The 24,891-nt window shown below is 59.1% G+C and carries 34 protein-coding genes and 1 other RNA gene; 30 read left to right on the top strand and 5 right to left on the bottom strand.

Going from position 1 to position 24,891, the window contains the following annotated elements; genetic code table 11:
• Positions 1-311: 311 nt before the first annotated feature.
• On the bottom strand, positions 312-1,922 hold the full coding sequence (locus tag GQF02_RS07165; protein WP_160795953.1) for a methyl-accepting chemotaxis protein: 1,611 nt from the start codon (positions 1,920-1,922) through the stop codon (positions 312-314).
• Positions 1,923-2,129: 207 nt separating this feature from the next.
• On the opposite strand from GQF02_RS07165, the gene bluB reads away from it, so the two are divergent.
• The gene (bluB, locus tag GQF02_RS07160) at positions 2,130-2,786 is read left to right on the top strand and encodes a 5,6-dimethylbenzimidazole synthase (protein WP_160795951.1); all 657 of its coding nucleotides are present in this window, start codon (positions 2,130-2,132) and stop codon (positions 2,784-2,786) included.
• 21 nt (positions 2,787-2,807) lie between these two features.
• Here the strand turns inward: bluB and GQF02_RS07155 are convergent, their stop codons facing one another.
• The 4 genes from GQF02_RS07155 to GQF02_RS07140 all read right to left on the bottom strand — a co-directional run bounded on the left by GQF02_RS07155 (position 2,808) and on the right by GQF02_RS07140 (position 6,793).
• The gene (locus GQF02_RS07155; protein ID WP_160795949.1) at positions 2,808-3,302 is read right to left on the bottom strand and encodes a hypothetical protein; all 495 of its coding nucleotides are present in this window, start codon (positions 3,300-3,302) and stop codon (positions 2,808-2,810) included.
• A 30-nt stretch (positions 3,303-3,332) separates the two neighbouring features.
• Positions 3,333-4,802, bottom strand: coding sequence for a protein adenylyltransferase SelO (locus tag GQF02_RS07150; RefSeq protein WP_160795947.1), 1,470 nt, complete (start codon positions 4,800-4,802; stop codon positions 3,333-3,335).
• 52 nt (positions 4,803-4,854) lie between these two features.
• Positions 4,855-5,766 (bottom strand): LysR family transcriptional regulator, encoded by a 912-nt coding sequence (locus GQF02_RS07145; protein ID WP_160795945.1) that lies wholly within the window; start codon positions 5,764-5,766, stop codon positions 4,855-4,857.
• Positions 5,767-6,052: 286 nt separating this feature from the next.
• Positions 6,053-6,793 (bottom strand): helix-turn-helix domain-containing protein, encoded by a 741-nt coding sequence (locus GQF02_RS07140; RefSeq protein ID WP_160795943.1) that lies wholly within the window; start codon positions 6,791-6,793, stop codon positions 6,053-6,055.
• Between the two features lie 113 nt (positions 6,794-6,906).
• Here GQF02_RS07140 and GQF02_RS07135 point away from each other — a divergent pair, with 113 nt between their 5' ends.
• The 29 genes from GQF02_RS07135 (at position 6,907) to GQF02_RS06995 (ending at position 24,890) form a co-directional block, all read left to right on the top strand.
• Entirely contained in the window at positions 6,907-7,134 is a 228-nt protein-coding gene (locus GQF02_RS07135; protein ID WP_160795941.1) for a helix-turn-helix domain-containing protein, read from the top strand.
• Positions 7,135-7,382: 248 nt separating this feature from the next.
• Positions 7,383-9,488 (top strand): Mu transposase C-terminal domain-containing protein, encoded by a 2,106-nt coding sequence (locus GQF02_RS07130; protein ID WP_160795939.1) that lies wholly within the window; start codon positions 7,383-7,385, stop codon positions 9,486-9,488.
• 193 nt (positions 9,489-9,681) lie between these two features.
• Positions 9,682-10,458 carry an AAA family ATPase gene (locus GQF02_RS07125; RefSeq protein WP_160795937.1) on the top strand — a complete coding sequence of 259 codons (777 nt, stop codon included), beginning with the start codon at positions 9,682-9,684 and terminating at the stop codon, positions 10,456-10,458.
• Entirely contained in the window at positions 10,458-11,033 is a 576-nt protein-coding gene (locus GQF02_RS07120) for a hypothetical protein (RefSeq protein ID WP_160795935.1), read from the top strand. The genes GQF02_RS07125 and GQF02_RS07120 overlap by 1 nt, the downstream gene beginning before the upstream one ends.
• Positions 11,033-11,362, top strand: a complete 330-nt coding sequence (locus GQF02_RS07115) for a LacI family transcriptional regulator (protein ID WP_160795933.1) — start codon at positions 11,033-11,035, stop codon at positions 11,360-11,362. Before GQF02_RS07120 ends, GQF02_RS07115 begins: the two co-directional genes overlap by 1 nt.
• A complete protein-coding gene (locus tag GQF02_RS07110) occupies positions 11,359-11,661 on the top strand; it encodes a hypothetical protein (protein WP_160795931.1) in 303 nt (100 codons plus the stop codon). The genes GQF02_RS07115 and GQF02_RS07110 overlap by 4 nt, the downstream gene beginning before the upstream one ends.
• Positions 11,661-12,029, top strand: a complete 369-nt coding sequence (locus tag GQF02_RS07105) for a hypothetical protein (RefSeq protein WP_160795929.1) — start codon at positions 11,661-11,663, stop codon at positions 12,027-12,029. Before GQF02_RS07110 ends, GQF02_RS07105 begins: the two co-directional genes overlap by 1 nt.
• Entirely contained in the window at positions 12,026-12,508 is a 483-nt protein-coding gene (locus GQF02_RS07100) for a hypothetical protein (protein WP_160795927.1), read from the top strand. The genes GQF02_RS07105 and GQF02_RS07100 overlap by 4 nt, the downstream gene beginning before the upstream one ends.
• Entirely contained in the window at positions 12,501-12,878 is a 378-nt protein-coding gene (locus GQF02_RS07095; protein WP_160795925.1) for a hypothetical protein, read from the top strand. Before GQF02_RS07100 ends, GQF02_RS07095 begins: the two co-directional genes overlap by 8 nt.
• Positions 12,879-12,881: 3 nt before the next feature.
• On the top strand, positions 12,882-13,499 hold the full coding sequence (locus GQF02_RS07090) for a DUF3164 family protein (RefSeq protein ID WP_160795923.1): 618 nt from the start codon (positions 12,882-12,884) through the stop codon (positions 13,497-13,499).
• A gap of 1 nt (position 13,500) precedes the next feature.
• The gene (locus GQF02_RS07085) at positions 13,501-13,755 is read left to right on the top strand and encodes a hypothetical protein (protein ID WP_160795921.1); all 255 of its coding nucleotides are present in this window, start codon (positions 13,501-13,503) and stop codon (positions 13,753-13,755) included.
• Positions 13,752-14,135, top strand: a complete 384-nt coding sequence (locus GQF02_RS07080; protein WP_328698596.1) for an HU family DNA-binding protein — start codon at positions 13,752-13,754, stop codon at positions 14,133-14,135. Before GQF02_RS07085 ends, GQF02_RS07080 begins: the two co-directional genes overlap by 4 nt.
• Before the next feature lie 6 nt (positions 14,136-14,141).
• Positions 14,142-14,204, top strand: an RNA gene (locus GQF02_RS07075) — hammerhead ribozyme type II.
• Between the two features lie 7 nt (positions 14,205-14,211).
• Positions 14,212-14,640: a hypothetical protein gene (locus GQF02_RS07070; RefSeq protein ID WP_160795919.1), complete on the top strand. Its 429-nt coding sequence runs from the start codon at positions 14,212-14,214 to the stop codon at positions 14,638-14,640.
• A gap of 150 nt (positions 14,641-14,790) precedes the next feature.
• Entirely contained in the window at positions 14,791-15,192 is a 402-nt protein-coding gene (locus GQF02_RS07065; RefSeq protein WP_220789373.1) for a gp16 family protein, read from the top strand.
• 91 nt (positions 15,193-15,283) lie between these two features.
• Complete coding sequence (locus GQF02_RS07060; RefSeq protein ID WP_160795915.1) at positions 15,284-15,715, top strand: Mor transcription activator family protein; 432 nt, start codon at positions 15,284-15,286, stop codon at positions 15,713-15,715.
• Positions 15,716-15,821: 106 nt separating this feature from the next.
• On the top strand, positions 15,822-16,343 hold the full coding sequence (locus GQF02_RS07055; protein WP_160795913.1) for an N-acetylmuramoyl-L-alanine amidase: 522 nt from the start codon (positions 15,822-15,824) through the stop codon (positions 16,341-16,343).
• Positions 16,344-16,346: 3 nt separating this feature from the next.
• Complete coding sequence (locus GQF02_RS07050; RefSeq protein WP_160795911.1) at positions 16,347-16,583, top strand: hypothetical protein; 237 nt, start codon at positions 16,347-16,349, stop codon at positions 16,581-16,583.
• A 140-nt stretch (positions 16,584-16,723) separates the two neighbouring features.
• Positions 16,724-17,326, top strand: coding sequence for a hypothetical protein (locus tag GQF02_RS07045; RefSeq protein WP_160795909.1), 603 nt, complete (start codon positions 16,724-16,726; stop codon positions 17,324-17,326).
• Positions 17,313-17,522, top strand: a complete 210-nt coding sequence (locus GQF02_RS07040) for a TraR/DksA family transcriptional regulator (RefSeq protein ID WP_160795907.1) — start codon at positions 17,313-17,315, stop codon at positions 17,520-17,522. The genes GQF02_RS07045 and GQF02_RS07040 overlap by 14 nt, the downstream gene beginning before the upstream one ends.
• Positions 17,519-17,857: a hypothetical protein gene (locus GQF02_RS07035; protein ID WP_160795905.1), complete on the top strand. Its 339-nt coding sequence runs from the start codon at positions 17,519-17,521 to the stop codon at positions 17,855-17,857. Before GQF02_RS07040 ends, GQF02_RS07035 begins: the two co-directional genes overlap by 4 nt.
• Before the next feature lies 1 nt (position 17,858).
• A complete protein-coding gene (locus GQF02_RS07030; RefSeq protein WP_160795903.1) occupies positions 17,859-18,173 on the top strand; it encodes a hypothetical protein in 315 nt (104 codons plus the stop codon).
• Positions 18,174-18,181: 8 nt separating this feature from the next.
• Positions 18,182-18,694, top strand: coding sequence for a DUF3486 family protein (locus GQF02_RS07025; protein ID WP_160795901.1), 513 nt, complete (start codon positions 18,182-18,184; stop codon positions 18,692-18,694).
• Positions 18,691-20,247, top strand: coding sequence for a hypothetical protein (locus GQF02_RS07020; RefSeq protein ID WP_220789372.1), 1,557 nt, complete (start codon positions 18,691-18,693; stop codon positions 20,245-20,247). The genes GQF02_RS07025 and GQF02_RS07020 overlap by 4 nt, the downstream gene beginning before the upstream one ends.
• A 15-nt stretch (positions 20,248-20,262) precedes the next feature.
• Positions 20,263-21,858 carry a DUF935 domain-containing protein gene (locus tag GQF02_RS07015; protein WP_160795899.1) on the top strand — a complete coding sequence of 532 codons (1,596 nt, stop codon included), beginning with the start codon at positions 20,263-20,265 and terminating at the stop codon, positions 21,856-21,858.
• The gene (locus GQF02_RS07010) at positions 21,845-23,137 is read left to right on the top strand and encodes a phage minor head protein (RefSeq protein WP_160795897.1); all 1,293 of its coding nucleotides are present in this window, start codon (positions 21,845-21,847) and stop codon (positions 23,135-23,137) included. Before GQF02_RS07015 ends, GQF02_RS07010 begins: the two co-directional genes overlap by 14 nt.
• A 102-nt stretch (positions 23,138-23,239) precedes the next feature.
• Complete coding sequence (locus tag GQF02_RS07005) at positions 23,240-23,731, top strand: phage virion morphogenesis protein (protein WP_160795895.1); 492 nt, start codon at positions 23,240-23,242, stop codon at positions 23,729-23,731.
• 182 nt (positions 23,732-23,913) lie between these two features.
• Positions 23,914-24,276 (top strand): hypothetical protein, encoded by a 363-nt coding sequence (locus GQF02_RS07000; RefSeq protein WP_160795893.1) that lies wholly within the window; start codon positions 23,914-23,916, stop codon positions 24,274-24,276.
• The gene (locus tag GQF02_RS06995) at positions 24,273-24,890 is read left to right on the top strand and encodes a hypothetical protein (protein WP_160795891.1); all 618 of its coding nucleotides are present in this window, start codon (positions 24,273-24,275) and stop codon (positions 24,888-24,890) included. The genes GQF02_RS07000 and GQF02_RS06995 overlap by 4 nt, the downstream gene beginning before the upstream one ends.
• Position 24,891: the final 1 nt, after the last annotated feature.

The raw sequence follows: 24,891 nt of genomic DNA, 5'->3' as shown, positions 1-24,891 counted from the left end.
GCGTAGCTGCCGCCGCAAAACAAGAAGATGTCACTACCTAAAAACACATAACGATGCGCCGGTAAAAACGCCATATCCCGAAGAGCACGGGAAAGGAGCGTTTAGGATTTTGTCCGCTGCGCAGCATACGGGCAGGGACCGGATGCGCCCGGCCCCTTGCATCCCCGGCGCGAGCCTAACGAAGATGGGTGGCAGACACCTGAACGGCTTGCAAGGCAAACAACACACACCACACCAAAACGGAACATAGTCAAAAAAATACCCGGCTCCCATCAGGGGAAACCGGGTACGGATCCAGCACGGTAAGCGACTCAGAGCCTATACAGCGCCACTTCACCGCGCATACGCTGCGCCAGCAGACCCAGTTGCTCGGCCTGGGCGGCGGTTTGGGCGGCAGCGGCCGAATTTTCTTCCGCCATATGCGCCACGCTTTCCACCTGCAAGGCAATGCTGCTGGCGGCCATGCTTTGCTCGCCTATCGCCGCTGCAATCTCGCCAACCAGTTCGCTGCTATTGGCCGAGGCACTCACAATGCCGGCAACGCGGTGCTGCGCCTGGCTCACCCCGCCTTGTCCCTCTTCCACCTTGCCTACCGCCTGCTGCATGCTGGCGACAGCGCCGGCCGAGACGCTGCGTATTCCGGTTACGATCTGGGCAATATCCCGGGTCGAGCCGGCCGTACGTTCAGCCAGCTTTCTGACCTCATCCGCCACGACGGCAAAACCGCGACCACTCTCGCCGGCGCGTGCCGCCTCGATCGCAGCGTTAAGTGCCAGCAAATTGGTCTGCTCGGCCACCTCGCGGATCACATTGATCATGGTCTCGATCTCGCGGCTTTGCGTATCCAGCTTGGTCAGTTCGCCCGATGCATCACTCACCGAGGTGGAAATCGCCTCGATATTGCTGACGGTATGGCCTATCGCCAACGCGCCACCCTGTGCCTCGCTGCCAGCCTGACGGCACAAGCCATCGGCCTCGCGCGTGCGGTCGGCAACATGGTTGATGCTGACGGTCATTTGCTCCAGCGCAGCGGCCATAGTGGCCGCCGATGCACTTTGCGCCTGCGAGCCATGCGACACATTCCCTGCCGCGCCGGACAATTCTCCTGCCAGTTGAGCCACCTCGCTGGCACCACCTTGCAGGTTTTTCAGGCTCTGCTGCATCTGCGCCATCAGCGCATTGAATTCACCCAGCATGGCCGAAATTTCATCGCTACCACGCAGCGGAATGCGGGTAGTAAAGTCCAGCGTCTGGCGTATCGTGCCCACAGTCTGCTGTGCACGGCCAAGATCGCCGGCGATCTGGCGATAGATCAGCAAACCACTCGCACCCAGCAAGAGCAACATGGCCAAAGCAACTGCCAGCATGATCATCTGCGCATTAGCCGCAATCTCGTTGGCGCTTTTCTTGCCAATCGCAACCCAGTCCACATTGTATTTCATGTGTGCGTCCAGCGCGCTCAGCACCTGCTGCATCTGGGCTTGCGCCTGTATCAGGACAGCGCTGGCCTCCTCATCCTGATTCTGACGCGACAATGCGACAACGCGGGTAAAAGTCTGCTCGGCCAAAGCAAGTTGCTGCTTGACTGCCGCGTAGAGTTCGCGATCCTTGTCATCCCATAACAGCGGCGCATAATCGGCGACACCTTTGTTCAGGCTTTGCCGCAAGGCGCCAATCTCGGTCTCGACAGCCGCTTTTTGTGTCGCGTCCCTAGTCAGCAGATGCAGCTTGACCTGACCATTCAGCGCCAGATAACCGGACCGAATATCTCCCAGCACCATGATGCTGGGTACCGTGCTGTCGTATGCACCATCCACCTCGGTATTCATCCGGGACAGCTGCCACAAGGAAACGCCCCCCATGACAATACAACCGGCTAGCCCCAGTACGATCAACAGCAACAACTTGTGCGCGATTTTCATTACACCTCCTCAGAAGGATAAGGCCACAACAGCTTAAAATTTCTTGTCGCTATATAGACACGCGACTTTTTTATAAGAGTAATAGTATTACAGTTAGCCGTTTAACATAATAAACAAAACAAAGATTTAACCCGCCTTTTGCTGAAAGAGATTTAAAAACCACAGTACAATCGCCCGCCTCCCCCAACCGTACAGGCACACTTGTCCATGAACCCACACGCCTTCTCGATAGCCGAGATCGAGGCCGTTTATCGCGCCATGCGCGAGCGGCGCGATATGCGCCACTTCAGTGCCGAGCCATTGGCAGACGGCCAGCTGGCCCGACTGATAGAAGCTGCGCATCTGGCCCCCAGCGTCGGCTATATGCAGCCATGGCGCTTCTTGCGCGTGGCAGACCCGGCCTTACGCGCGCGCATACACCAGCATGTGAGCGAGGAATGCGAGCGTACGGCTCAGGCGCTGCCCGAGCGGGCCGCGCAAATCAGGCAACTCAAGCTGGAAGGAATAGAAAACTGCGCCGAAGTGCTGGTGGTGGCTTTGGCAGAAAAGCGCGAACCTTATGTATTGGGGCGGCGCACCATGCCGGAAATGGATCTGGCCTCGGTCGCCTGCGCCATCCAGAATATGTGGCTGGCTGCACGCGCCGAAGGCATAGGACTGGGTTGGGTTTCCATCTTCGAACCGGATTATTTGCGCACACTGTGCAAGATGCCGGTCGACAGCCAGCCGGTGGCCATCCTGTGCATAGGCCCGGTACCCGAGTTTTACCCGGCACCCATGCTGGAAACGGCAGGCTGGGATAGCCGCCGCCCCTTGGCCGAGCTGGTTTACCGCGACAGCTGGGGCACGCCGGACACGCTTTAAGCGCCCAGGCACCCCGCGCAATCAGGCTAGCCGCAGCGCCAGCGCATCCAGCTGGTCACGCAAGGCCGCATCCAGTGTCCGGGCACTACGCGCCTCGATAAACGCACTTTCACTTCTCAGGCGCACCAGCACCGCCAGACAGGCGTGCTGATCGGCCTCGGACAAAGCAGGTTCAGCCAGATCTTCAACCAGGCACGTGAGCTCCTGCGCCATCCATAGCAGATCGGCACCGGCGTGCAGCAACACCGGCAAGGCGGCGCCCAGCAGACGTTCCCCCAGCAGCGCCACGCTTTGCTCCAGCAAAAACAGCCGGGAGCGCGCCGCTTGCCGCCGCTGGCTACCCTCGCCCTCCCCTTCACCATCGGCATGGCGGCGCTGTTCGCTATCCAGCGTCTCATCAAAGATGGCGCCAGCATCCGCCTGTCTGCTTTTGCCCTGGCTAAAAGAAGGCAGATGCTGATGCGGCGGGTCATGCGACTGCAGCTTGGCGCTGGCAGCAATGGCCTGGATTTTCATGGGTGAAGCTCCACTCTGGTCAGCACACGTTTAGCTGGAACAGCTCACGGCAAGCGCCGCCGCCCACTCCGGCGGCAAGGCGGCATAAGACGCAAACTCGGCCTGCTCGCTAAAAGGGTTGGCCAGACAGCGGGCCAGACGCGCAATTTCGCCATAGTCCCCTTCGTCACACGCCAGCCTGATGGCCTGCTCAGCCAGATGATTGCGTAGCACATAAGCCGGATTCACCGCATGCATCGCCTGCTGGCGCGCCTTCTGTGTACGGGTTTCCTGCATAAGACGCGTACGGTAGCGCGCCAGCCAGTGCAACCCTGCCTCGCGATCCACCAGCAAATCCAGCACAGATGCAGAATCTGAACCGGCGGCCGTATCAAACTCCGCCAAGGCGCGAAAGAAAAGCGTGAAATCGGTGTGGTAAGCATGCAAGGTGTGCAGCAAGCTTGAAATCAGCGCCGCATCTTCCTTGCATTCGGTGACCAGCCCCAGCTTGGCGCGAAAACGCGCCAGATAAGCCGCCTGATACAGGCCATCATAACGGTCAAGCTCGGCACGCAGTTCGGGCTCGGTGACTAAGGGCAGAAATGACGAGGCCAGACAGTACAGATTCCACAAGGCAATCTGCGGCTGCTGGTTATAGGCATAGCGCCCGCTGTGATCGGAGTGATTGCAGATATGGGCGAGATTCAGGCCGTCAAGAAAACCGAACGGGCCGTAATCCAGCGTCAGCCCCAGTATCGACATATTGTCGGAATTCATCACGCCATGGCAAAAGCCGACCGCCTGCCATTGCGCCATCAGGCTGGCAGTGCGGGCAACGACTTCGGCAAACAGCGCCTGATAAGGCTGGGACGCCTCGCGGCAGGCCGGCAAATACTGGTCGATAACAAAATCAGCCAGCTGACGGATTTCGTCATGCTGCCCCTGATGGTAGAGCAACTCGAAATGACCGAAGCGGATAAAGCTGGGCGCCACCCTAGTCAGCACCGCCGCCGTTTCCGGCCTCTCCCGGTAGACAGCATCATCCGAAGTGGCCAGCAACAAGGCGCGCGTAGTCGGGATGCCCAGCGCCTGCATCGCCTCGGAAGCCAGATATTCGCGGATGCTGGAGCGTAACACGGCACGCCCGTCGCCCATGCGCGAAAACGGCGTCACGCCGGCGCCTTTAAGCTGGACTTCAACACTTTGCCCGTTGGGGCATGCCCTGTCGCCCAGCAATAAGGCCCGACCATCGCCCAACTGCCCGGCCCAGACTCCGAACTGGTGGCCGCCATAGCGCGTAGCGAGCGGCAGACCATGTGCAGGCAGTGCATTGCCACAAAACAAAGCCAGATTATCCGGCGCGCCCAGTTGCGCCTCATCGAGTTCCAGCTCATGCGCCAGCGCTGCATTTGCGATCACCAGGCGTGGCGAGTGCAAAGAAGTCGGTGCCGTGGCGCGGTAAAATACAGCCGGCAAGGCGGCAAAACGGGCCGGTTGCAGCAAAGGTGTCGGTATCGTCATGCAGCCATTCTAGGCGGATAAGCAGACAACAAACACCCAAGGCCTGACGCGGTTATTGTGCCATTGCCCCATGCAGCAGCGGTGCGGGCAAGCCCCATACCGGCAACAATTCACCCAGCAAGGCCGTCAGCACCGGATCGCCATCGCGCTCGGACGGATAGACAAACTGCAACTCAGCCAGCTTGACGATATCGGGAACCATGCTGACCAGACCGGCGCGCTCGGCAGCCAGCGCATCATCTTCACGCACCAGCGCCAGCCCCACCCCCGATGTCACCAATTCCTGCAAGGCAGACAAGTGATCACACTCCGTGACTTTGCGCGGCGCGATATTCAGCTCGCGCCATAGTTCGGCCGTAATCTTGGACAGGCTGGAAAACTGCGAGATGCCGATCCAGGGCAACTTGCCCAAGGCCTTGCTATTCATGCCGTTCAGGCGCGTTTCCCACCCGAGCGGCATGATAATGCGAAAGGCAACTTGCGCCAGCGGCACGGTCGTCACGTTGACATACGGGTTTTTACCCAGATAAAAACCCGCATCCAGCTCCTTTTTGCGCACCAGATTCAATACATCACCGGTCACGCCATGGTGCAGGCGCAAATCCAGCAAGGGATAGCGCTCGACCAGACGCGCAACCCAAGGGCCGACACGCAAAGTGTCCGGCGTCAGCGTAATGCCGATATTGGCCTTGCCCGCCAATTGCCCTTTCAAACTCCTGGCCCGATTAATCAGTTCGCGTGCGCCAGCCAGAATGGACTGCGCCTGTGGCAACAACTCGGCGCCTGCCACGGTCAGATTGACGCCTCCGGCACTGCGCTCAAACAAGGGCATGCCCACCTCCTCTTCCAGCGCCTTGATTTGCGCTGTCACCGCAGGCTGGGACAGATGCAGCAACTCGGCAGCCTGCGTCAGATGTCCCTGCTGGGCCACGGTCACGAAGGTACGCAACTGATAAATTTCCATGCAATTCTTCCCCTGTTTCGGTCTGACGGCATGCTCGGTTCGGCACGCTTTATTTTTTATTACAAAAGCATTGTCTTAGACTCGTCGCCGCAGTGTGGTGAGGTGGGAGTATTGGCAGAGGGAAATCAGCGAGCAGAAGCGAGTTAATCTGAGCTGAAACGAGCAGCGGCGCGGGTTTGCGCCGAGTCTTTGCAATTACTGCCAATACGCGAAATTTTCACCGCAAAAACGTGTCACGGACATGCTTTCACTTGTTATTTGTCAGCTTATGGCAGCAACTGCGAAATCAGGTCTGACGACCAAACCAGACCACCTTACCGATGACCGCAACACCCTCTTCAGCGTTAGAAAGGTCAACATCGAAGGATGCATAGGCCGGATTAGCGCTAGAAACCCTAAGTTTCCAGCCTGGAAGCCTTTGCAGCTGCTTCACCATGAGCATGTCATCCAAGCGTATCACATAGATGCCCTCATGGTTCGCATCGCGGCGCGAAGTATCGAGCATGATTACATCGCGATCCTTCAGTACAGGATCCATCGAATCCCCATCCACACTGATGATCGCCAGGTTAGCGGGGTCTGCGCCCAGGTACTTGGTCACCCAGTAGCGCCGGAAGGCCATCGAGTGCATATAGTCTTCCTCTGACAACAGTCGACCGCCCCCCGCGCTTGCCTGGACACGGTAGCGTGGCACAAAGACGAACTCTTCCAGGTCTATCTCGTGGCCGGATACATCAAATACAGCATCTTTGTGCAATATGCTCTCAACTTTATCAGGCCTATTTTCCAACTGATCGCCCTCCCGAGCGAGGAACATAGACCCCACACCGGATACCACCCACGTTGGAGATACACCCAAGTTAACCTGTAGGCAACTTAAATAATTGCCATCAATTTTTTGCTTTCCTCGCTCTATGTCCCTGATTTTCCATTCTTTTTCACCAAGCCTCGCTGAAAAATCCTTAGCGGTCAGGCCTAGACCATCTCTCAATGCACGCACTCTCTTAGCCATATCTCCACTAGTCACTTGGCAAAACTCCTTGCTTAGATGGAAATACATCCATATACTGACATCCGTCATGTACAGAAACTTGTACAAGAACGGGAAAATTAGGGCCTTATCTTAACAGGAGCACACAAATGGCAAAAACATTGGAAGAAGTACGTAAAGAATTTCGTGTAGAGGGGGTCGTCATCTCGGAATGGGCGCGCAAACACGGGTTTGAACCCCATGCAGTACTTGATGTGCTTTATGGCCGTCGCAAGGGAAAATTTGGTGTAGGGAAAGATATTTCTATCGCCCTCGGAATCATGGATGAGGTTTCCACCGAGCATGATCAAGGTGGAAACAAAGGTGGAAACCTGTAATCGAGGTTTCCACCACCAATAAGCCATTGATTAAATAGCGTTTTCAGGAAAAAGAGGACGAGATGAACAATCCAGACACAAAGATAGGTGGAAACCTACGGGAGGGAGTCAGTCAAGAAAATAACGATCAAGGTGGAAACCAGCTTGCAGACAGCCAATGGCTGAAGGTTAGCGAGGCGGCGGCCTTGCTTGGGATTTCAATTCAGGCCGTCAGGAAGAACTGCGCAGAGAAAAAGCTCACCACAAAGATGATCAAATCCAACGGTGGCGAGCAATACCGCATCCTGGCCAGCAGCCTGCCGGAAGCCGCCTACAAGAAATGGTGTCAGCAACAACTGGCCGACATCGGCTACCAGGTGGCCAGCCAGCTTCCTGCACTGCGCCAGGTCAATCAGGGCGAGCTTTGGGCTACCGACCGCCAGAAGAACACCGCCCATGCCCGGCTAGGTGTAGTGAAGATGGTGGAGCGCATCATGGCCACCACCCAACTGGGAAAACAGGCGGCTGCGGCTACCTTGCTTGAGCGCGCAGCGCTGGGACAGCTGGACGAACACTCGATGAAGCTGCTGTCTGCTGCCCGTGACCCGCGTGGCCGGGGTGGTCTGCTGGTAGACGGTTACCACCTGCCATCCGCCCGTTCGCTATGGCGTTTCATGTCGGCAGCCAGGCAAGAGGTACTGACAGGCGACAGCTCTGCACTGACACCCAAAGTGCCTCAACCTGACAAACAGATACCCGCATGGGCCAAAGCTTTTCTGACGGTGTACCAGATTCCGTCCAAGCCATCGGTGGGCGCGGCCTACGAAGTATTCAAGGCGGCATGGCTTGCACAATACCCGATCGGCACGCTCCCTACCGTGCACCAGGTGCGGCGTTATCTCGGCAAGCTGGGCAAGGTGGACTGCCAAACCGGCCGCATGCTGCCACGCGAGATCAAGGCGATGAAGGTATTCATACGCCGCGACACCTCGAAACTGTGGCCCACCGATGTGTATAGCATGGACGGTCATACGTTCGATGCCGAGGTCGAGCATCCGTTTCATGGCAAGCCGTTCCGGCCGGAGATCACCACGACGATCGATGTGGCCACCCGAGTAGTGGTCGGCATCAGCGCGGGGCTGAAGGAAAACTGGATGTCGGTGGCTTCGGCTCTGCGTCATAGCGTAATGGCTCACGGCATCCCTTCCCTGCTTTATGTTGATAACGGGTCGGGCTACTGCAATGCGATGCTGAAAGATGAAGTCGTCGGTTTTCTGGGGCGGCTGGGTACAACACCCACGCACTCGATTGCCTACAACTCACAGGCACGCGGCATGATCGAGCGGGTACAAAAGACCTTGTGGGTAGAGGGGCTGGCCAAGCGGCTGCCGACCTATATGGGGGCGGATATGGATCGCCAGGCCAAGCAGATGGTGTTTAAGCAGACGCGCAAGGAGATCATGGCGCGGGGCGAGGCCACCACCAAGCTACTGCCGGATTGGCGCACGTTTTGGCAGATGGCGCTGGATGAGGTCAAAAGCTACAACAACCGGCCGCATAGCAGTCTGGGCAAGATCAAGGATCAGGCCACTGGCAAGACGCGGCACATGACGCCGAATGAGGCTTGGCAAAAGTCGGTGGCAGAGGGCTTTGAAACGGTCACGCTGTCGCGGGAAGAAGGCATTTTGCTGTTCATGCCGGAAGAAGTCCGCGTCACGCTGCGCGGGGAAATCTCCCTGTTCAGCAACCGCTACTTCGCCAGGGATCTGGAGCAGTTTACCGGTGAGCGGGTGCGGGTGGCCTTCGACCCTTACGATGCAGAGCGGGTGATAGTAAAGACCATGGAAGGCCGGATCATCTGCGAAGCGCTGTTTGAAGCCAACAGCCGCGATTACTTCCCGACCACATTTGTCGAGAAGGCAGCACGAGGCCGCGCCCAGGCTAGAGAGAAACGACTGCAGCAGCAGATGGATGAAGTCGGGCTGGAGCTCGCAGCCGGACGGGCATTGGGTTACCAACCCGGGCAGCCAATCCCGTTTGAAATGCCGGTGAGCGGGGAGCGGGAGATTCTGGCCTACGAGTCGGAAATGCCGGAGCAGGTAGAACAGGTCGCCATCCCGCTACCGACCGCGCCACGCAAGACGTGTCTGCCGCTGGATCAGCTGATCGACAACGATGTCGACCAGTATTGCTACCTGATCGAGCACGCGGATGACTGGACGGAACTGGATGCACGCTGGCTGATGGAGTATGTGGCCGGTGGCGATTACGAATTCATTGCCGATCGCTACAAATTCTTTGGTCAGGCATGGAACAAGGAACTGGAAGATCAGGCTTTGGCTGTGTTGCAAAAAAACAATTTGCGCACGGCTTAAACAGGAGGACGGACGATGACTTAGCACAACGCCGGCAGGCCAATGCAATAGGAAGGGCCGCATAAAGCGGCCCGGTAGAAATCTGGCAGGAATCGCGCGACAACGCGGCTCCCAAGGACTTCTGCATGTCTTGCATAGCGTGTTCCAACGCAATCCAGGCGACCCGGAACACACTAAAAATAAGAATGTACTCATGAAGAAGCAATTTGTAAAGACTTCAAACTTCATCGCCTTCCAGAATGCAATTCGGGCGGTGGAATCTCGCGGCGCAGCCGAGGCCGGCATGTTGCTGGTTACCGGTGAAGCCGGCTACGGCAAGAGCCACACCGTGGGCTCTTGGGCCGAGCAGACCGGCGCCATCTACTTGCGCGCCAATCAGGACTGGACCCCGCACTATTTCATGACCGAGCTGGCCAAGGAATTGCGCGTAGATACCCGAGGCCCGGGCGAAAAGCTGTTCAACCGGCTGGTGGCCGCCATGGTCAACCCGGGCGGCGAGCCGACCCCGCTGGTGATCGACGAGGCTGACCATACCCTGCACCACAGCGCGGCCGTACTGGAGAAGATCCGTGACTTCTCGGATCGTCTGGAAATGATGGTCATCCTGGTCGGCATGGACCAGATTCAGGCCAAGGTATCGCGACATGCCCAGATTTCATCCCGCATTGCCCGCGTAGTGAGTTTCGGCGCCGCGACATTGCAGGATATTTCCCTGACCTGCGACACCCTGTGTGAAGTCAAGGTGGAGCCGGCACTGGTCGCCGAGATCCTGCGCCAGACCGGCGGACGCATGCGTGAAGTCATGAACGCGATTGCACAGGTCGAAGGCATTGCCCTGCGCAACCAGATTGCCAGCATCGGCATGGACGCGATAGGCAATCGGCCACTGGTGCATGACTGGCGCTGCCGTAGCAAAACGGCAACCAAACCCGCTGCATCCCGTGCAGGTCAAATTCAGGGGGGCTTCTAATGAAACCCGGCATCCTGATCCTGAAAACCCTGTCTGGAAACGACGGCAGCGGTGACACCACGCTGATCCGCCGCAACACCGGCTTGACCGAAAGCCAGGTACACGCAGCCGTGCGCCGCCTGCTGGCAGCCAAGCTGGTTTATCGCCCCGAGCCGGGCGTGCTGGCCCTGACCGATTCTGGCCACTACACCGCCCGACTGGGCAAGTTCCGTCGCCAGCGCACGGCCAGTCAAGGCTGCAAGCCCCGGCCAACCCGCCGCCACAGTCTGCGCGCCAAGGTCTGGCGCTCGATCCGCAACCAGCAAAAGTTCTCGGTCGGTGATGTGCTGGGACGCATCTGCACCGACAACCCCTCCACCATGCGCGGTGCAGTACTGGCGGTCATCCGCCAGCTGGAATCAGCCGGCTATGTGGTACCGATGGCCCGCCGCACTGGGGCGGACGGCAAGGCGGAAGCGCGCTGGATGATGATGCGTAACACCGGTTTTGAAGCGCCGGTCTGGCGACCGAAAACGCGCGAGCTCTACGACCCGAATACCGAAGAGGTATTCCAGATCGTCAGGGAGGCTGCGTGATGGAACTGTGGAAAACACTGCTGAATACCGCGATCGAGCGCAGCAATATCAGCGCGGTCGCAAGCGAGCTGGGCTATTCGCGTACCACGATTTCCCTGGTGCACTCGGGCCGCTACCCGGGCGAAACACGCCATGTCGAGCGCCGGATCTATGAGGTGTACAGCCGGGTGGAATGCCCGTTCACCGGCGGTGAAATCTCGATCATGCAGTGCGCCGAGCGCGCATGCGGCGAGGCACCGACCAGCAGCCCGATGGCACTCAAACACTGGATGGCCTGCCAGCGCTGCAGCCGCCGCCCGGAAATGGATCAGGAAGGGAAACAGGCATGACGAATACCCAGGTCAAATCCAATAGCCACTTTATTCACGGCACGCACAAGCTGGTTGAGGCTATCCGCTGGCTGGATGGCGAAGGCTATGCCGTGCTGTCCATCCGCCACAACGAAGCCTGCCCGGCCAAACCGACGCTGGTGATCCAGCCGGAACGCCGCCTCAAGCGTCTGGTGCTAAGCGGCAAAGCAACTTATTTCGGCGCGGGCAGCCAGCCGCTACTGGGGCGTTTTCGCGAGGGGCAGTTCCACACCCCGAATGGCCTGCGTGTTGTCTGGATCGAACAGGAGGCGGCGTGATGGCTGCCACACGATTGATCGACAAGGTCAGGATCGCGGCGCGCCCGCTGCCGGAGTTTTCTACCCGGGCACTGAGCGAAGCCTTGCCCGAACTGTGCTACCGCCAGATCAGCAGCTCGCTGAGCTATCTGGCCAAGCTGGGTGAAATCAAGGTGATCCGCAAGGTATCCGCGCGCGCCAGCCAGGGCGAGCATCTTATCTATGCCAAAACGTCCGCGTTTGCTCGCACCTATAGCAAGTCCGGGCGACCCTCGCCGGCGGATGGTCAACGCATCAGCAACCTGAGTGGCAGCGAGCTGGACCGGATCATCGCCCGGATGGTGCGTGCCAATATGGAGCAGACGAAACAGCACGGGAGGCTGGCATGAGAACACGTTGCCCTGCCTGCGGCACCACCGTGTCGCTGGATGCCCTCGTCCAGCATGATGCCGGCCGCGAGGCACTGATGTCCGTCTTCAAGCTGGGCGGTGCGTTTGGCTCTACTGTGATCCGCTATCTGGCGCTGTTCCGGCCGGAAACCCGGGAGCTGACCATGGATCGGGTGGCGCGCCTGCTGGGTGAGCTGCTGCCCGACATCCAGAACCAGCGCATCAGCCGTGGAGGCCAGGTATTTGAGGCGCCGGCCGAGGCATGGATCTGGGCGATCGAGCAGACCCTCGCCGCCCGCGATGCCGGCCGACTGACGTTGCCACTCAAGGGCCACGGCTGGCTGTATGAGGTGATCAGCAACTGGCGTCCGCAAAGTGTGCCGGTACTGGTAGGAGGCGAAGCGCGGCCTGCACCGGGCAAGCCGGCCTCGCGCACCTTGTCGGCCATTGCCGCACTGGAGGAACGTGCCCGTGGCTGAAAAATGGCTGGAACGCGAGGTCGCACGCGGCCTGCAAGGGATGCTGGCGCTACGTTTGAACGGTGCCCCACCGGAAGACAGCGTCACCCTGACGCTGGATATCTGGCTGGAGGCATTGTCCGGCCAGCCCATCGCCTGGGACGAGCGGCTGGATGCGCGGCGTATCCAGCAGGCGTTTCGCCTGCTCTATAGCCACTGCGACCGCTGGCCGACACCTCGGGTGTTTATGGATCACCTGCCGGCAAGGCCGCCGCTGATGGCCTTGCCGCCGCCCAAAATGACCGAGGCACAGCGACAGAAAAACCTGACCCGGCTGCGCACCATGATGGCGCAGCTTGGGAAAAAAATGACACCGAACACTCAGGAGTAACGCATGCAACAACAAGTAATTCCGGCTGGCTACAAGGCCGATGCAAAGGGCCGGCTGATCCCGCTGGAAACCATCAAACCGATTGATCTGGCCCGCGACGAGCTGGTCGGGGAAATTGTGACCCGAGCCCGCGAGGTCAGCCAGACGCTGGCCATCTTCAAGACCGGCGTGTTTGCCGACATCGGTGCCTTTATCGAGCTATCGGCCGAGCGCTATGGCTCGCAACTGGGCGGCACCAAGGGCAATGTCAGCCTGGTGAGCTTTGATGGCCGCTACAAGGTGCAACGCGCCATCCAGGACACGCTGACCTTCGACGAGGGGCTGCAGGCGGCCAAGTCGCTAATTGATGAGTGCGTGCACGAGTGGACCGAAGGCGCCCGCAGCGAGATCCGCGCGCTGATCAACGACGCCTTCAATGTCGACAAGGCCGGCAATATCAGCACCGGCCGCATCCTTAGCTTGCGCCGCCTCGATATTCAGGACGAGAAGTGGCAGCGGGCGATGGATGCGCTGAACGACTCGGTGCGGGTGCAGTGTTCGAAATCCTATATCCGGGTGTACGAGCGGGTCGGCGACAGTGACCAGTACCGCCCTATTTCACTTGATATCGCGGGGGTATGAGATGCAAACAACTAATCAAGAATTTATAGACTTCATTAAAAATTTGCAGGAATGGCACGGAGGCCAAGTAACCCAGCTGGAGTTAGTTGTAGAAGAAAAAACGGCTGACCTGAAGCTGGGTGAAGCTTTGATATCGGCAGATAGCGATATTGCCAAGGGCATTCGCCTTGGGGTTTCTATTGCACTGAGCCGCTTGGGGAAGCTTCCATTTAACGTGACACCTTGTGTGGTTGAAGCATACATGGAGGAGGAGTGAGCACCGCAAACTACAAGCTACTGATCCGCAATCTGCGCACTGGGAACATCCCAAAATACTCGATTTTTAATCTGATAAGGAACGCCAATATGACCAAGCAAGACCTGATCGAACGCATCACCGAGACCATGAAAATCCGCTACGACCGTGCCGTCAGCAAGGCAGACGTTTCCGCCCTGCTGGATGCGCTGGGCGACGTGACCACCGACCGCCTCAAGGCTGGCGAAGACGTACCGCTTCCGGGGATTGGCAAGCTGGTGGTCAAGGCCAAGGCAGCCCGCACCGGCCGTAATCCGAAGACAGGAGAAACCATCCAGATCCCGGCCAAGCACGTGCCGGACTTCACCCCGGCCAAGGCGCTGAAAGACGCCGTCGCTTAATCACAAAAGCGAAACCGCCGCGAGGCGGTCTACCGGGCATGGTGGCCCGGTACTGATGAGCAGCCAAGGGAAAAGCATGAAGCTAACCAAAGAACAAAGACAAGAACTGATCAATAAGCTAGATAGCCCATGGGGCCGAGTCAGTCTCCTGTGTGATGGCCACAAAGTCTCCCTTGCCGTTGAGCGAGCCAAGGGCATGCGCTACCGCGTAATCACCTACGTTGATGGTCGCTGGGAGGGCAAGTGGATGTCCGGAAGAGAGGAGCATCCAGAACAGAAGTTCTTGAACAAGCAAGTGCGGCCAGTTGTCAGCAAGAAATACAAGGCTGATATGGAGAAGGCAGTCGGCAAGCGCTACTTCAAAAAAATGTGCGCCGAAGAGTCTTACTTGACCAAGAACATCACGGTTTACAACATTTCGTGGGCAAGCGGCAGATCGGCCATCAACCACCTGTGCAAAGTCTGCGACTCCATCCAGATCGTTACCGAAGAAGAAACAGCATAGAGCCCGATGTCGAGCCGGTGCCCGTGCGCCGGTTCCGCAAAGTGCTTTAGCGCCTGCATCGGTGAGCGATTCGCTCCGATAAACCTTAACCGGAGTGCCGTCCTCAGAAAACGCCGGATCGCTCAGCCCATGCCGACACAAGGAATCAAGATGAAAAACTGGCTCGCCAAGATCCACATTGCCAAGAAAGCATTGGCCCTGGACGACGACACCTACCGTGCCATGCTGCAAAGCGTGGCGGGCGTGAGCTCCAGCAAGGATCTGGATGCTGCCGGTGCCCAGAAGGTGCTGGATCACTGCAAGCGTTGCGGCTGGAAGCCGACACCGCCACGCAACAAGGGTCGCAAGCCAGATGCACCCAAGGCCAGCGCAGCCATCATGCGCAAACTGGAGGCGCTACTGACTGATGCAAGCCGCCCCTGGTCTTACGCTGATGCGATGGCCAAACGCATGTTCAAGATCGAGCGTGTGCAGTGGTGCGACGACGCGCAGGCCAGCAAAATCATGCAGGCGCTGATTTATGATGCAAAACGTACAAATCGCGACCGTTAAAAAAATCCGCGTGTGAATAATGGTGTGTGTCAAAACAACGGGCCGTCTTGCCAACACGCAAGCCGGCCCGTCACCATACAGGCACAACACCATGAAACTGGATGACGTCACCGAACTACTCCCCGAATCGATCCGCGACATTGCCCAGTTGATCGGTTTCCCTGCCGCGTTGGCACTGGTACAGGCCATGGGCGGCACCACATTCAAAGTACCCAAAGGACGCACCCCGGAGGGTATCGCCCTGTTCCAGTGGGTCAGCGAGATCATCGGGCAGCGCGAAGCCGGGGTCATCGCCCGCCATTACGGCGGTAGCGTGATCTACATTCCGCGCTGCTACGATGCGCTGCTGGAACTGAGAGACCGCGAATTGCGCGCGCGTTTTGACAGTCTGACGACAGGGCAATCCGCCAATATTTCCGTACGCGAACTGGCGGGACGCTTCAAACTGGCAGACCGCACCATCTGGCGCATCCTCAAGCGCCCAAGTCGCGTCCCCGACCCGACCCAGCCCAGCCTGTTCTGACCCACACCCCGCCCTGTGCGGGGCTTTTCACTTCTGTGTTCTGACATTTGACCTAGCCCTGCCCCGCCCTCGTTTGCCCGAGCATGTCTTCTCGAAAGGAGAGGTCATGCGCCCCATCAAACTGATTGTGATTCACTGCGCTGCCAGCCCGAACGGCAAGCAGCTTGCCAAGAATGACGGTCGCCAGAGTGCGGCCGGCATCATCGATGTCTGGCATAGCCGGCGTGGTTTCAAGCGCCAAGCCGACGCGATTGCCCGCTTCAACCCGAACCTGACGTCGATTGGCTATCACTTCGTGCTGGATACCGATGGGCGCAAGTCACTGGGACGCGCGCTGGACGAAGTCGGCGCCCACGCCCAAGGCCACAATGCCAATTCGATCGGAATCTGTCTGGTCGGCACCGACCGCTACACCCGCGCCCAGTGGGATGCCCTGCACAGTCTGGTGAAGGCACTGCAGGCGCAATACCCGACTGCCCGTATTACCGGCCATCGCGACCTGTCGCCGGATCTGAACGGTGACGGACAAATAACCCCGAACGAATGGACCAAGACCTGCCCGGGCTTTGACGTTGCCGCGTGGATCGCTGGCGGCATGCAGCCGGTCAGTGGCCACACGCTGGAGTAGACCATGCGACTGTCTGATCTGATTTCCAACCCGGATACCGGCCGTATGAGCCACACCAAGCTCTGGGCCAATGTGGCCTGCGCCACGGCAACCGGCATGTTTGTTTACCAGGGCATGCACAACACGCTGTCTACCGACACCTGGCTGATCTACCTCGGCCTGGTCGGCGGCTATGCGGCGGCATTGCGCCTGATCGCAGCCTGGCGCGGCAAACCGGAAAAGGAGAATAGCCATGCTTAGGCTTCTGCTTGCCCTGCTGCCAAGGCCGGTACTACCGAGTCAATGGTTATTGCCCGCCCATACCATCCAGAGCCCGACCCCAGGCCGACGCACGGGCATTGCCGCAGCCCGTCGTGCCAAGCGTCAAAACAGGAGTCGCCATGCTTAACCCGACCCGCCTGATGCTGGCCAATGCGCTGAAGATCGGACGCTGGATCATCCCGCTGGCCTTTACCGCCTATTTCGGCTTCGAAGCAGGTGTGCTTGTGTCAGATCGTGCACATCAGGCACAGATCCTCGCGCTGACCCAAACGCACGACAAAGCCCTGCTCGCTGCTCAGACAGACCGTAGCGCCGAACTGGCTACGGCAGTGGCCGAACAGCAACGCCTGAACGATGCGGCCCATCAGGTCGGCTGGGCGCTGATCCAGACCCGCGCCCGCCTGGCGCACACCCAGCAACAATTGCAGACAAGGATTGATGATGCGACCAAATCGGATGGCGCCGCTTTTACTGGCATTGGCCCTGATGGGCTGCGCCTCTACCGAGCCGCCCTTGGCTACCCCGAAAACGATCCGGCTTTGCCCACGCCCGGGGCCGGAGCTGCTGGACAAGCCGCTTCCGCCGCCGACGCCGGTGCAGGGCTACCACCGGAAGACCTCATTGCCCATGCCGCCGACTACGGCCGCTGGTGCCGTGAACTGGACAGCCTAGTCGACCAGTACCGCACGCTGACCATGGGAGGGCCAGATGGATCTCTTTGATCAGGCGCAGGCCATGGATGAACAACTGCGCGAAGCGGCACTGTCTGCACGACAAGCAAGCCAGACAAGTGAGCCTGGCACGATGGAGTGCATCGACTGCGGCGATGAAATCCCGCCCCTACGCCGCCAGGCGATGCCCAGCTGCCGCCGCTGCATTGACTGCCAAAACGATTACGAAAAATGGAAGACACGATGATCCTGACCTTATCGCTATGGCAGGTCGTCAGCCTGCTGCTGACCATTTTGGGCGGCTTCTGGACTGTCGCCCGGATTCTGGCCGGCCAGGTCAGCCGCAATATCGACCAGAAGTTCCTGAGCGTGGCCGAGTCGCAAAAGACAACGGCCGAAACGCTGGAAACCCAGCGCACCAAGTTATCCGAACTGGAGAAGGACGTGCTCAAGCTGGTGGCCAGCTTGCCGCTCGAGTATGTCCGCCGCGAAGACTTTATCCGTAACCAGACCACGATCGAAGCCAAGCTCGATGGCGTGGCCCACAGCCTGCAACAGCTGGCCATCAAAGGAAGACCCTGATATGCACACTGCCCTGGACCCACTTAAGGCTCGCCGCGAATCGATGCGCTGGGCCATCTTGCTGACCCTGAACAATGCCCGCCCGGTGGGCGCGCACGAGGCGCTGATCCTGTCGACCTTGCAGGGCGTCTACCCCGACGCGACTGCGCTGGAGCTGCGCCGCGAGCTCGACTATTTGGCCGACCGCACCCTGATCGACATCAAACGCGACCCGGCCGGCCCTTGGGCTGCAGACCTGACACGCTTGGGCGTGGATATCGTCGAATACACCGTCGACTGCCAGCCCGGCATCGCGCGCCCGGCCAAGTACTTCTAAGGATCATCATGCCGCCACGCTCCAAAGTGTCGCAACTGCCACCCGAGATCCGCGACTGGCTTGACCGGGAACTGGTCGAGGGCGAGTTCTCCGGCTACGAGGCACTGGCCGGCGTCTTGGCCGAGAAAGGCTTCTCGATAAGCCGTGCCAGCCTGCAGCGCTATGGCCAGACATTCGAAGACCGGTTAGCGGCCCTTAATGTCGCCACTCGCCAAGCCCGTGCTGTGGTCGAGGCAGCACCGGATAACGAAGGCGCAGTCAACGAAGCACTGATGCGCCTAGTGCAAGAAAAGCTGTTCCAGCTACTCATGGCTGAAGAAGGACAGATCGACCTCCCTAAGGTAGCCAAGGCCGTAGCCGAGCTTGGCAAGGCCAGCGTGGTGCAGAAGAAATGGCAGGCCGAGGTACGCGACAAGGCGCGTGCTGCAGCCGATGCGGCCGAGACGCTGGTCAGCAAGAGTGGCCTGTCCGGCGACACGGTGCAGCAGATCCGCAAGATGATCCTGGGGATCGCAGAATGAGTCTGCCCATTCTGCTACCCAGCACCGCAACTGCCGCCGTACCGGCAGTGCTGCTGCCCTACCAGCGGCGCTGGGTGGCCGACACATCCCCGCTCAAGGTGATTGAAAAAAGCCGCCGCACCGGTCTTACCTGGGGCGAGGCGGCGGACGATGTATTGACGGCGGCCGCCGAGAAATCGGCCGGCGGCCAGAACGTCTATTACATCGCGTACAACCAGGACATGACCATCGAGTACATCGAGGCCTGCGCGATGTGGGCCAAGGCATTCGACTATGCGGCCGGCCAGACCGAGGAAGGCATCTGGGATGACGAGGCCGACCGTGACAAGAACATCAAGACCTATACCATCCGCTTCCCATCCGGCCACCGCATCGTGGCACTGTCCTCACGCCCGTCCAACCTGCGTGGACGCCAGGGGGTGATCGTGATCGATGAGGCCGCCTTCCATGAACAGCTGCAGGCCCTGCTGGATGCAGCCATGGCCATGCTGATCTGGGGCGGAAAGGTGCGGGTCATCTCGACCCACTACGGAACGGATAACCCGTTCAATCAGCTGATCAAGGACATCCAGGGCGGTAAGCGTGCCGGCACGGTACATCGGCTGACCTTTCATGAAGCGGTAGCTGACGGCCTGTACCACCGCGTCTGCCTCCGCCTGGGCAAGCCCTATGCGCAAACTGACGAAGCCACATGGATGGCAGGGGTCTATTCCTTCTATGGCAGCGGAGCCGGGCAGGAGCTTGACTGCATTCCGACCAACTCGGCCGGTGCCTATTTCAGCCGTGCTTTGCTGGAAAGCAGGGCCAGCGAGTCCACCCCGGTGCTGCGCATCGCCCGCGACGATGCCTTTACCTTGCAGCCTGACACTATCCGCGAAGCCGATATCCGCGAATGGTGCGACACCAAGCTCAAGCCCCTGCTGCAGGCACTGCCAAAAAATGCCAAATCTTTCCTGGGCGAAGACTTTGCCCGCAAGGGCGACCTGACCATTATGAAACCCCTCGTGCGGATGGGGCTGCGCCGGCGCATCCCTTTCCAGGTCGAGATCCGCAACATGCCGTTCGACCAGCAGCGCCAGATCCTGTTTTACATCCTGGACGGGCTGCCGAACTTCTTGAGTGCTGCACTGGATGCCCGGGGCAATGGCCAGTATCTGGCGGAAAAAGCCACCCAGAGGTATGGCGCCACCCGCATCCACAGCGTGCATGCCACCGAAGCGTTCTATCTGGACAACTTCCCCAAGCTGAAGACCGCCCTTGAGGACGGCACGCTGTGTGACCTGCCGGCCGACGAAGACGTGCTGACCGACTATCGCCAGGTGCAGCTGATCCGTGGCATCCCCCGCGTACCGGACAGCCGCACCCAGGAGAAAGACGAGGATGGCAAGGCCAGCGGCAAGCGCCATGGCGATAGCGCCATCGCCTTGCTAATGGCCGACTATGCCAGCCGCAACGAAGCTTCCCCCATTGAATTCGAGGCGGTCACCGGCCGCCCAGGCAACCGCGATGCCGATAACGAATCCTTCTCCGGGTTCGGCCATGGTGCCTGGTAAACAGAGATGACAAAAATGCCGCAAATTCTTGACCAGCATGGCCAGCCTATCCAGCGTGAGGTGCTGACCGAACCGCAGACGGCCCGCGTCGGCTGGGTGACGCGCGAATTCGCCGAACACCCATCGCGCGGCCTGACGCCGCAAAAGCTGCACCACATTCTGGAAGAAGCCGAGCAAGGCCAGCTGGCCGCCCAGGCCGACCTATTCACCGATATGGAAGAAAAGGACGGCCACATTTTTGCCGAGATGAGCAAGCGCAAGCGCTCCATCCTGACGCTGGACTGGAGCATTGCCCCGCCGCGTAACGCCAGTGCTGCCGAAAAAAAGCTGGCCGAGCAACTGCAGGAGCTGCTGACGGATCTGCCCGACCTGGATGATGTCCTGCTGGATTGCCTGGACGGCATCGGGCATGGTTTCTCGGCACTGGAGATCGACTGGAAACGGGTGGGCGGCAACTGGATGCCGCAAAGCCTGACCCACAGGCCGCAACGCTGGTTCCAGACCCTGCCACATGATGGCAATACGCTCAGGCTGCGTGACGGCACGGCGGAAGGGGCTGAGCCCTGGCCGTTCGGCTGGGTCATCCACCGGCATCGTGCCAAGTCCGGCTATCTGACCCGCGCCGGCTTGCACCGCGTACTGGCTTGGCCCTACCTGTTCAAGAACTATTCGGTGCGGGATCTGGCCGAGTTCCTTGAAATCTATGGTCTGCCCATGCGTCTGGGCAAATACCCGGCTGGCGCCACGCAGGCTGAAAAAGCCACCTTGCTGCAGGCGGTGGCCAGCATTGGCCACAACGCGGCAGGCATCATTCCAGACGGGATGATGATCGAGTTCGAGGAAGCGGCCAAAGGTAGCCATGACCCGTTCCAGGCCATGATCGACTGGTGCGAGCGCACCGTATCCAAGGCTATTCTGGGCGGCACACTGACCAGCCAGGCCGATGGCAAGAGCAGCACCAATGCCCTGGGCAATGTACACAACGAGGTGCGCCATGACCTGATGGTGGGTGATGCGCGCCAGCTGGAAGGCTCGCTGACCCGCGACCTGCTGTATCCGCTAGCCGTACTCAACTTTGGCCAGGTGGACCCCACCCGCATGCCGCGCTTGGTATTCGACACGCGCAAGGCAGAGGATATGGCACTGTACTCGGACTCGCTGCCCAAACTGGTAGGGCTGGGTCTGAAGGTGCCGGTGAAGTGGGTACGCGAAAAGCTGGCCATTCCCGAGCCACAGGCCGAGGACGAGGTGCTGGCCGCCCCGCGCCCAGATCTGGCCCTGCCGCCTGAACTGCGCCAGCAAAGGACGCAGGGCAAAGCCACGCTCTCGTATCGCGCAGCCCTGAGCAACGCCCAGGGCGAGGTGGTCTATCCGGATCAGGCCGCGCTGGATGCCGCCGCTGGCGCACTGCCTGCCGATGCGCTGGCTGCCGGCATGGACACGCTATTGGCACCCGTTATTCAGGCTATCCGCAATGGTGCAACGCCGGACGACGCGCTGGAGTCCGTGGTGGCCGCCTACCCGGACATGGACGATGACAAACTGGCCGATCTGCTTGCGCGCGCGATTTTTGTCAGTGACATCTGGGGGCGCGTGAATGGCGACGCCTGATGCCAAAGCGGTCGATTTGGCTTACGCCATCGGTTTGCAGCCGGAAGCCGCCATCCGCTACTTCGAAGACAAGGGCTACGCCATCGGTTTCAAGTGGCAGGATGTCTGGGCTCAGGCTCACGCCAAGGCCTTTACCGTGGCCGGCATCACCCGGCTTGATGTGCTGACCGATATTCGTGGTGCGCTGAGTGAGGCCATCAAGCAGGGGGAAACACTGGCCGACTTCCGCAACAAGCTGCAACCACTGCTGGAGGCCAAAGGCTGGTGGGGAAAGGGCCGCGTAGTCGACAAGGTAACCGGCGAGATCCACGGCAAGCGCCTCAATCCGCGCCGACTGGAGACGATCTTTCGCACCAATCTGCAGTCATCCTATATGGCGGGGCGCTACCAGACACAGCTGGCCAATGCCGAAGATCGCCCGTGGTGGGAATACGTGGCCGTCCTGGACACGCGCACCCGTCCCCGGCATCGCACCATGCATGGCCGTGTGTTCCGCTACGATGATCCGTTCTGGCGAGCATTCTACCCACCCAATGGCTGGGGCTGCCGCTGCAGGGTGCGTGCCCGCCGCCAGCGCGACATCGAGCGCAACGGCATTGTGACCTCCAGTAGCGAAGGCCTGATGGAAACCGTCGCCCAGCCGATTGACCGCCAGGGCAATACCCGCCCCGCGCCACTCTTTCGCGACCCAACTGGCCAACCCTTCACCGCCGATGCAGGCTTCGGCTTCAACGCCGGTCATGCGGCCTACCAGCCGGCGCTGGACAATTATCCAGCCGATGTTGCCCGCCAGTATGTACGGGGCTCCCTGACAGGGCCGGGCTTTGCCCACTGGTATCGGCAGCTGGGCAGCGCTGTCGACGGGATGCTGGCAGCAGGCAAGCCGGTCAACGAGATTCGCCAGACGCTGGCATTTGGGCAGCGCTATCCAGTGGCGATCTTGTACCAGGAAGACATGGCGCGCCTTGGTGCCAGCAGCCAGACGGTCTGGCTATCAGATGACACGCTCGCCAAGCAGCTGGCCAACCGGCAAGGACAGGGTATTGGGCTGGAAGACTACGGGCTGGTACAGGAGGTATTGGAGCGGCCCAGTCTTGTTCTGAAGGAACGGGACTACCACCTGCGGTTTGTACGAAAAAAAGACAAATGGTGGGTGGCAGTAGTCAAAGTGACCCGAGATGGAAATGAACTGTGGTTGCAGTCGTTCTATCCGACCAATGCAAAAGAAGTAGAGCGCATTCGCCAGCGAGCCAGCGTAATGTATGAGAAACATGAATAAGCGCCGCGAGGGACTCCCAACGATCCCCTCATCGATCCGTCTTGCAACGTCCAGCGGCAGGGAGATTCTCCGTCTTTCCGGCGCTTGTATTGAGTATACGCCATGATCGATATCCAGATCGACAGCACCAACGTCATTAATGCGCTCAAGCGGCTTGAGCAGGCTACCCTCAAGCGCGCCCCGCTGATGCGATCCATCGCCGGCATCATGGCCGATGCGGTCGAAGAAAACTTCGCCCAGCAAGGCCGGCCGAAATGGCAGGGCCTGAAACCGCCCGGCCGCCCAGGCGGACAGATCCTGCAAAAGAGCGGCAGACTGGCCGCCAGCATCACCCCGGCCAGCGATGCCGACAGTGCCCAGGTCGGCACCAACGTCAAATACGCGGCTATCCACCAGTTCGGCGGCAAGACCGCCGCTCATGAAATCCGCCCGCGCCACGCCAAGGCGCTGAGGTTCGGCGGGCGCTTTGCCAAGAAGGTCAATCACCCTGGCAGCGACATCCCGGCCCGCCCCTTCCTCGCCCTGGGCGAGACCGACCTGCAGGACATCGAAGATACCGTCAGCGACTACCTGCGTGCAGCTTTGGGCGAGTGACCAAGAAATCGACAGAAACGCGCTGTAGCGCGTTTTGCAGTGACGGATAGGCAATGTAATGCCATAGTTATTCTGTGAGTTTTTAACGGCGTTCTAACGGCCGCCAGTGGCAATCTGTGATTGAGTCGTGACAGATATTGGTATAAAGTGCACCGCCAATACGATGACATGCGAATTATTGGATGAGCCACCCTACGAGAAGACTGACAAAAGCAGAGGCAGAGCTTGAACTTGCGCGACTGAAAGATGCCAATACAGAACGATGGTTTGACTTTGGAAAACACATTACAACATTGACCCTCATTGGCTTGATCTTCTGGATGCTCATCAGTGGACTGTCAGCTTGGGTTAGTGCGAAGCCAGATGCAATCAAGGCCCTTGCGGAAGTTGTAAAGGCTTTCAATCTAAATACGGCGGTTGGGTACATTTTGGCAACCATCGCAACAGGCGGCGCAGTTGTGGAGCGCTCACGCCGTAAGCGGCTAGAAAAAAGAGTATCTAGGGAACCCGTACTACAAAATCAAACTGAGGAGGAAGTCGCATGATAGAACTGCCAATGTTTGCTCTTGGATTGGGACTTGTCATCTTGGCGTGGAAATTCCTCTACAAACCCAGTGTGCTGGGATTTGCAAAAGACGAGTTGAGGTATCTGTTCAATGACATAACGGAATCTTTTAAAGACCATCCTCTGGGCACGTCTCATTCGGCATACCAAGAGATTAGGTTCATCTTTGAGTCACAGTCCAATAGCTTGGAAAAAATGAGCCTTTTCAAATTCTTCAGGATTTTAAGATGGATCAAGCGACATCCAGAGCTACGTGAAACCATCACACAGATCGAAAAAGAGCGATTTGCAAGCTGCGATGCGCACATCTATAAAATTGTTTCACGATTCAGGGATAGAGCGATGTTCATCGTTCTGAGCTATGTACTGGCAACCTCGCTGATTGGTATTTTCCTCATTTTTCTTGCCACAGCATTTCTCATGGTGGGTCGAATGAAGAGCATGATCGAAGGTTTTCAAGTGCCTGTGGTACGGCAGTGGCAGATGGGCCCGCTCGTGGCCACTGTGATCATTGGAATCACTGGGCTTGTTGGATCTCAACATATCTCTCAATCACGCAGCGTGATTGAAGAGTGGGGAATGTACCAATCATAAG

Origin of the sequence: Craterilacuibacter sinensis (assembly GCF_009831765.1) — a bacterium.
GTDB classification, from domain to species: Bacteria; Pseudomonadota; Gammaproteobacteria; order Burkholderiales; family Chromobacteriaceae; genus Craterilacuibacter; species Craterilacuibacter sinensis.
This window is presented reverse-complemented; position numbering and strand designations above follow the sequence as displayed.

What these genes read in the sequence shown, in the direction of transcription:
- GQF02_RS07165 (WP_160795953.1), bottom strand. Translation starts at nt 1,922, where the DNA reads ATGAAAATCGCGCACAAGTTGTTGCTGTTGATCGTACTGGGGCTAGCC.
- bluB (WP_160795951.1), top strand. Translation starts at nt 2,130, where the DNA reads ATGAACCCACACGCCTTCTCGATAGCCGAGATCGAGGCCGTTTATCGC.
- GQF02_RS07155 (WP_160795949.1), bottom strand. Translation starts at nt 3,302, where the DNA reads ATGAAAATCCAGGCCATTGCTGCCAGCGCCAAGCTGCAGTCGCATGAC.
- GQF02_RS07150 (WP_160795947.1), bottom strand. Translation starts at nt 4,802, where the DNA reads ATGACGATACCGACACCTTTGCTGCAACCGGCCCGTTTTGCCGCCTTG.
- GQF02_RS07145 (WP_160795945.1), bottom strand. Translation starts at nt 5,766, where the DNA reads ATGGAAATTTATCAGTTGCGTACCTTCGTGACCGTGGCCCAGCAGGGA.
- GQF02_RS07135 (WP_160795941.1), top strand. Translation starts at nt 6,907, where the DNA reads ATGGCAAAAACATTGGAAGAAGTACGTAAAGAATTTCGTGTAGAGGGG.
- GQF02_RS07130 (WP_160795939.1), top strand. Translation starts at nt 7,383, where the DNA reads ATGATCAAATCCAACGGTGGCGAGCAATACCGCATCCTGGCCAGCAGC.
- GQF02_RS07125 (WP_160795937.1), top strand. Translation starts at nt 9,682, where the DNA reads ATGAAGAAGCAATTTGTAAAGACTTCAAACTTCATCGCCTTCCAGAAT.
- GQF02_RS07120 (WP_160795935.1), top strand. Translation starts at nt 10,458, where the DNA reads ATGAAACCCGGCATCCTGATCCTGAAAACCCTGTCTGGAAACGACGGC.
- GQF02_RS07115 (WP_160795933.1), top strand. Translation starts at nt 11,033, where the DNA reads ATGGAACTGTGGAAAACACTGCTGAATACCGCGATCGAGCGCAGCAAT.
- GQF02_RS07110 (WP_160795931.1), top strand. Translation starts at nt 11,359, where the DNA reads ATGACGAATACCCAGGTCAAATCCAATAGCCACTTTATTCACGGCACG.
- GQF02_RS07105 (WP_160795929.1), top strand. Translation starts at nt 11,661, where the DNA reads ATGGCTGCCACACGATTGATCGACAAGGTCAGGATCGCGGCGCGCCCG.
- GQF02_RS07100 (WP_160795927.1), top strand. Translation starts at nt 12,026, where the DNA reads ATGAGAACACGTTGCCCTGCCTGCGGCACCACCGTGTCGCTGGATGCC.
- GQF02_RS07090 (WP_160795923.1), top strand. Translation starts at nt 12,882, where the DNA reads ATGCAACAACAAGTAATTCCGGCTGGCTACAAGGCCGATGCAAAGGGC.
- GQF02_RS07085 (WP_160795921.1), top strand. Translation starts at nt 13,501, where the DNA reads ATGCAAACAACTAATCAAGAATTTATAGACTTCATTAAAAATTTGCAG.
- GQF02_RS07070 (WP_160795919.1), top strand. Translation starts at nt 14,212, where the DNA reads ATGAAGCTAACCAAAGAACAAAGACAAGAACTGATCAATAAGCTAGAT.
- GQF02_RS07065 (WP_220789373.1), top strand. Translation starts at nt 14,791, where the DNA reads ATGAAAAACTGGCTCGCCAAGATCCACATTGCCAAGAAAGCATTGGCC.
- GQF02_RS07060 (WP_160795915.1), top strand. Translation starts at nt 15,284, where the DNA reads ATGAAACTGGATGACGTCACCGAACTACTCCCCGAATCGATCCGCGAC.
- GQF02_RS07055 (WP_160795913.1), top strand. Translation starts at nt 15,822, where the DNA reads ATGCGCCCCATCAAACTGATTGTGATTCACTGCGCTGCCAGCCCGAAC.
- GQF02_RS07050 (WP_160795911.1), top strand. Translation starts at nt 16,347, where the DNA reads ATGCGACTGTCTGATCTGATTTCCAACCCGGATACCGGCCGTATGAGC.
- GQF02_RS07045 (WP_160795909.1), top strand. Translation starts at nt 16,724, where the DNA reads ATGCTTAACCCGACCCGCCTGATGCTGGCCAATGCGCTGAAGATCGGA.
- GQF02_RS07040 (WP_160795907.1), top strand. Translation starts at nt 17,313, where the DNA reads ATGGATCTCTTTGATCAGGCGCAGGCCATGGATGAACAACTGCGCGAA.
- GQF02_RS07035 (WP_160795905.1), top strand. Translation starts at nt 17,519, where the DNA reads ATGATCCTGACCTTATCGCTATGGCAGGTCGTCAGCCTGCTGCTGACC.
- GQF02_RS07030 (WP_160795903.1), top strand. Translation starts at nt 17,859, where the DNA reads ATGCACACTGCCCTGGACCCACTTAAGGCTCGCCGCGAATCGATGCGC.
- GQF02_RS07025 (WP_160795901.1), top strand. Translation starts at nt 18,182, where the DNA reads ATGCCGCCACGCTCCAAAGTGTCGCAACTGCCACCCGAGATCCGCGAC.
- GQF02_RS07020 (WP_220789372.1), top strand. Translation starts at nt 18,691, where the DNA reads ATGAGTCTGCCCATTCTGCTACCCAGCACCGCAACTGCCGCCGTACCG.
- GQF02_RS07015 (WP_160795899.1), top strand. Translation starts at nt 20,263, where the DNA reads ATGCCGCAAATTCTTGACCAGCATGGCCAGCCTATCCAGCGTGAGGTG.
- GQF02_RS07010 (WP_160795897.1), top strand. Translation starts at nt 21,845, where the DNA reads ATGGCGACGCCTGATGCCAAAGCGGTCGATTTGGCTTACGCCATCGGT.
- GQF02_RS07005 (WP_160795895.1), top strand. Translation starts at nt 23,240, where the DNA reads ATGATCGATATCCAGATCGACAGCACCAACGTCATTAATGCGCTCAAG.
- GQF02_RS07000 (WP_160795893.1), top strand. Translation starts at nt 23,914, where the DNA reads ATGAGCCACCCTACGAGAAGACTGACAAAAGCAGAGGCAGAGCTTGAA.
- GQF02_RS06995 (WP_160795891.1), top strand. Translation starts at nt 24,273, where the DNA reads ATGATAGAACTGCCAATGTTTGCTCTTGGATTGGGACTTGTCATCTTG.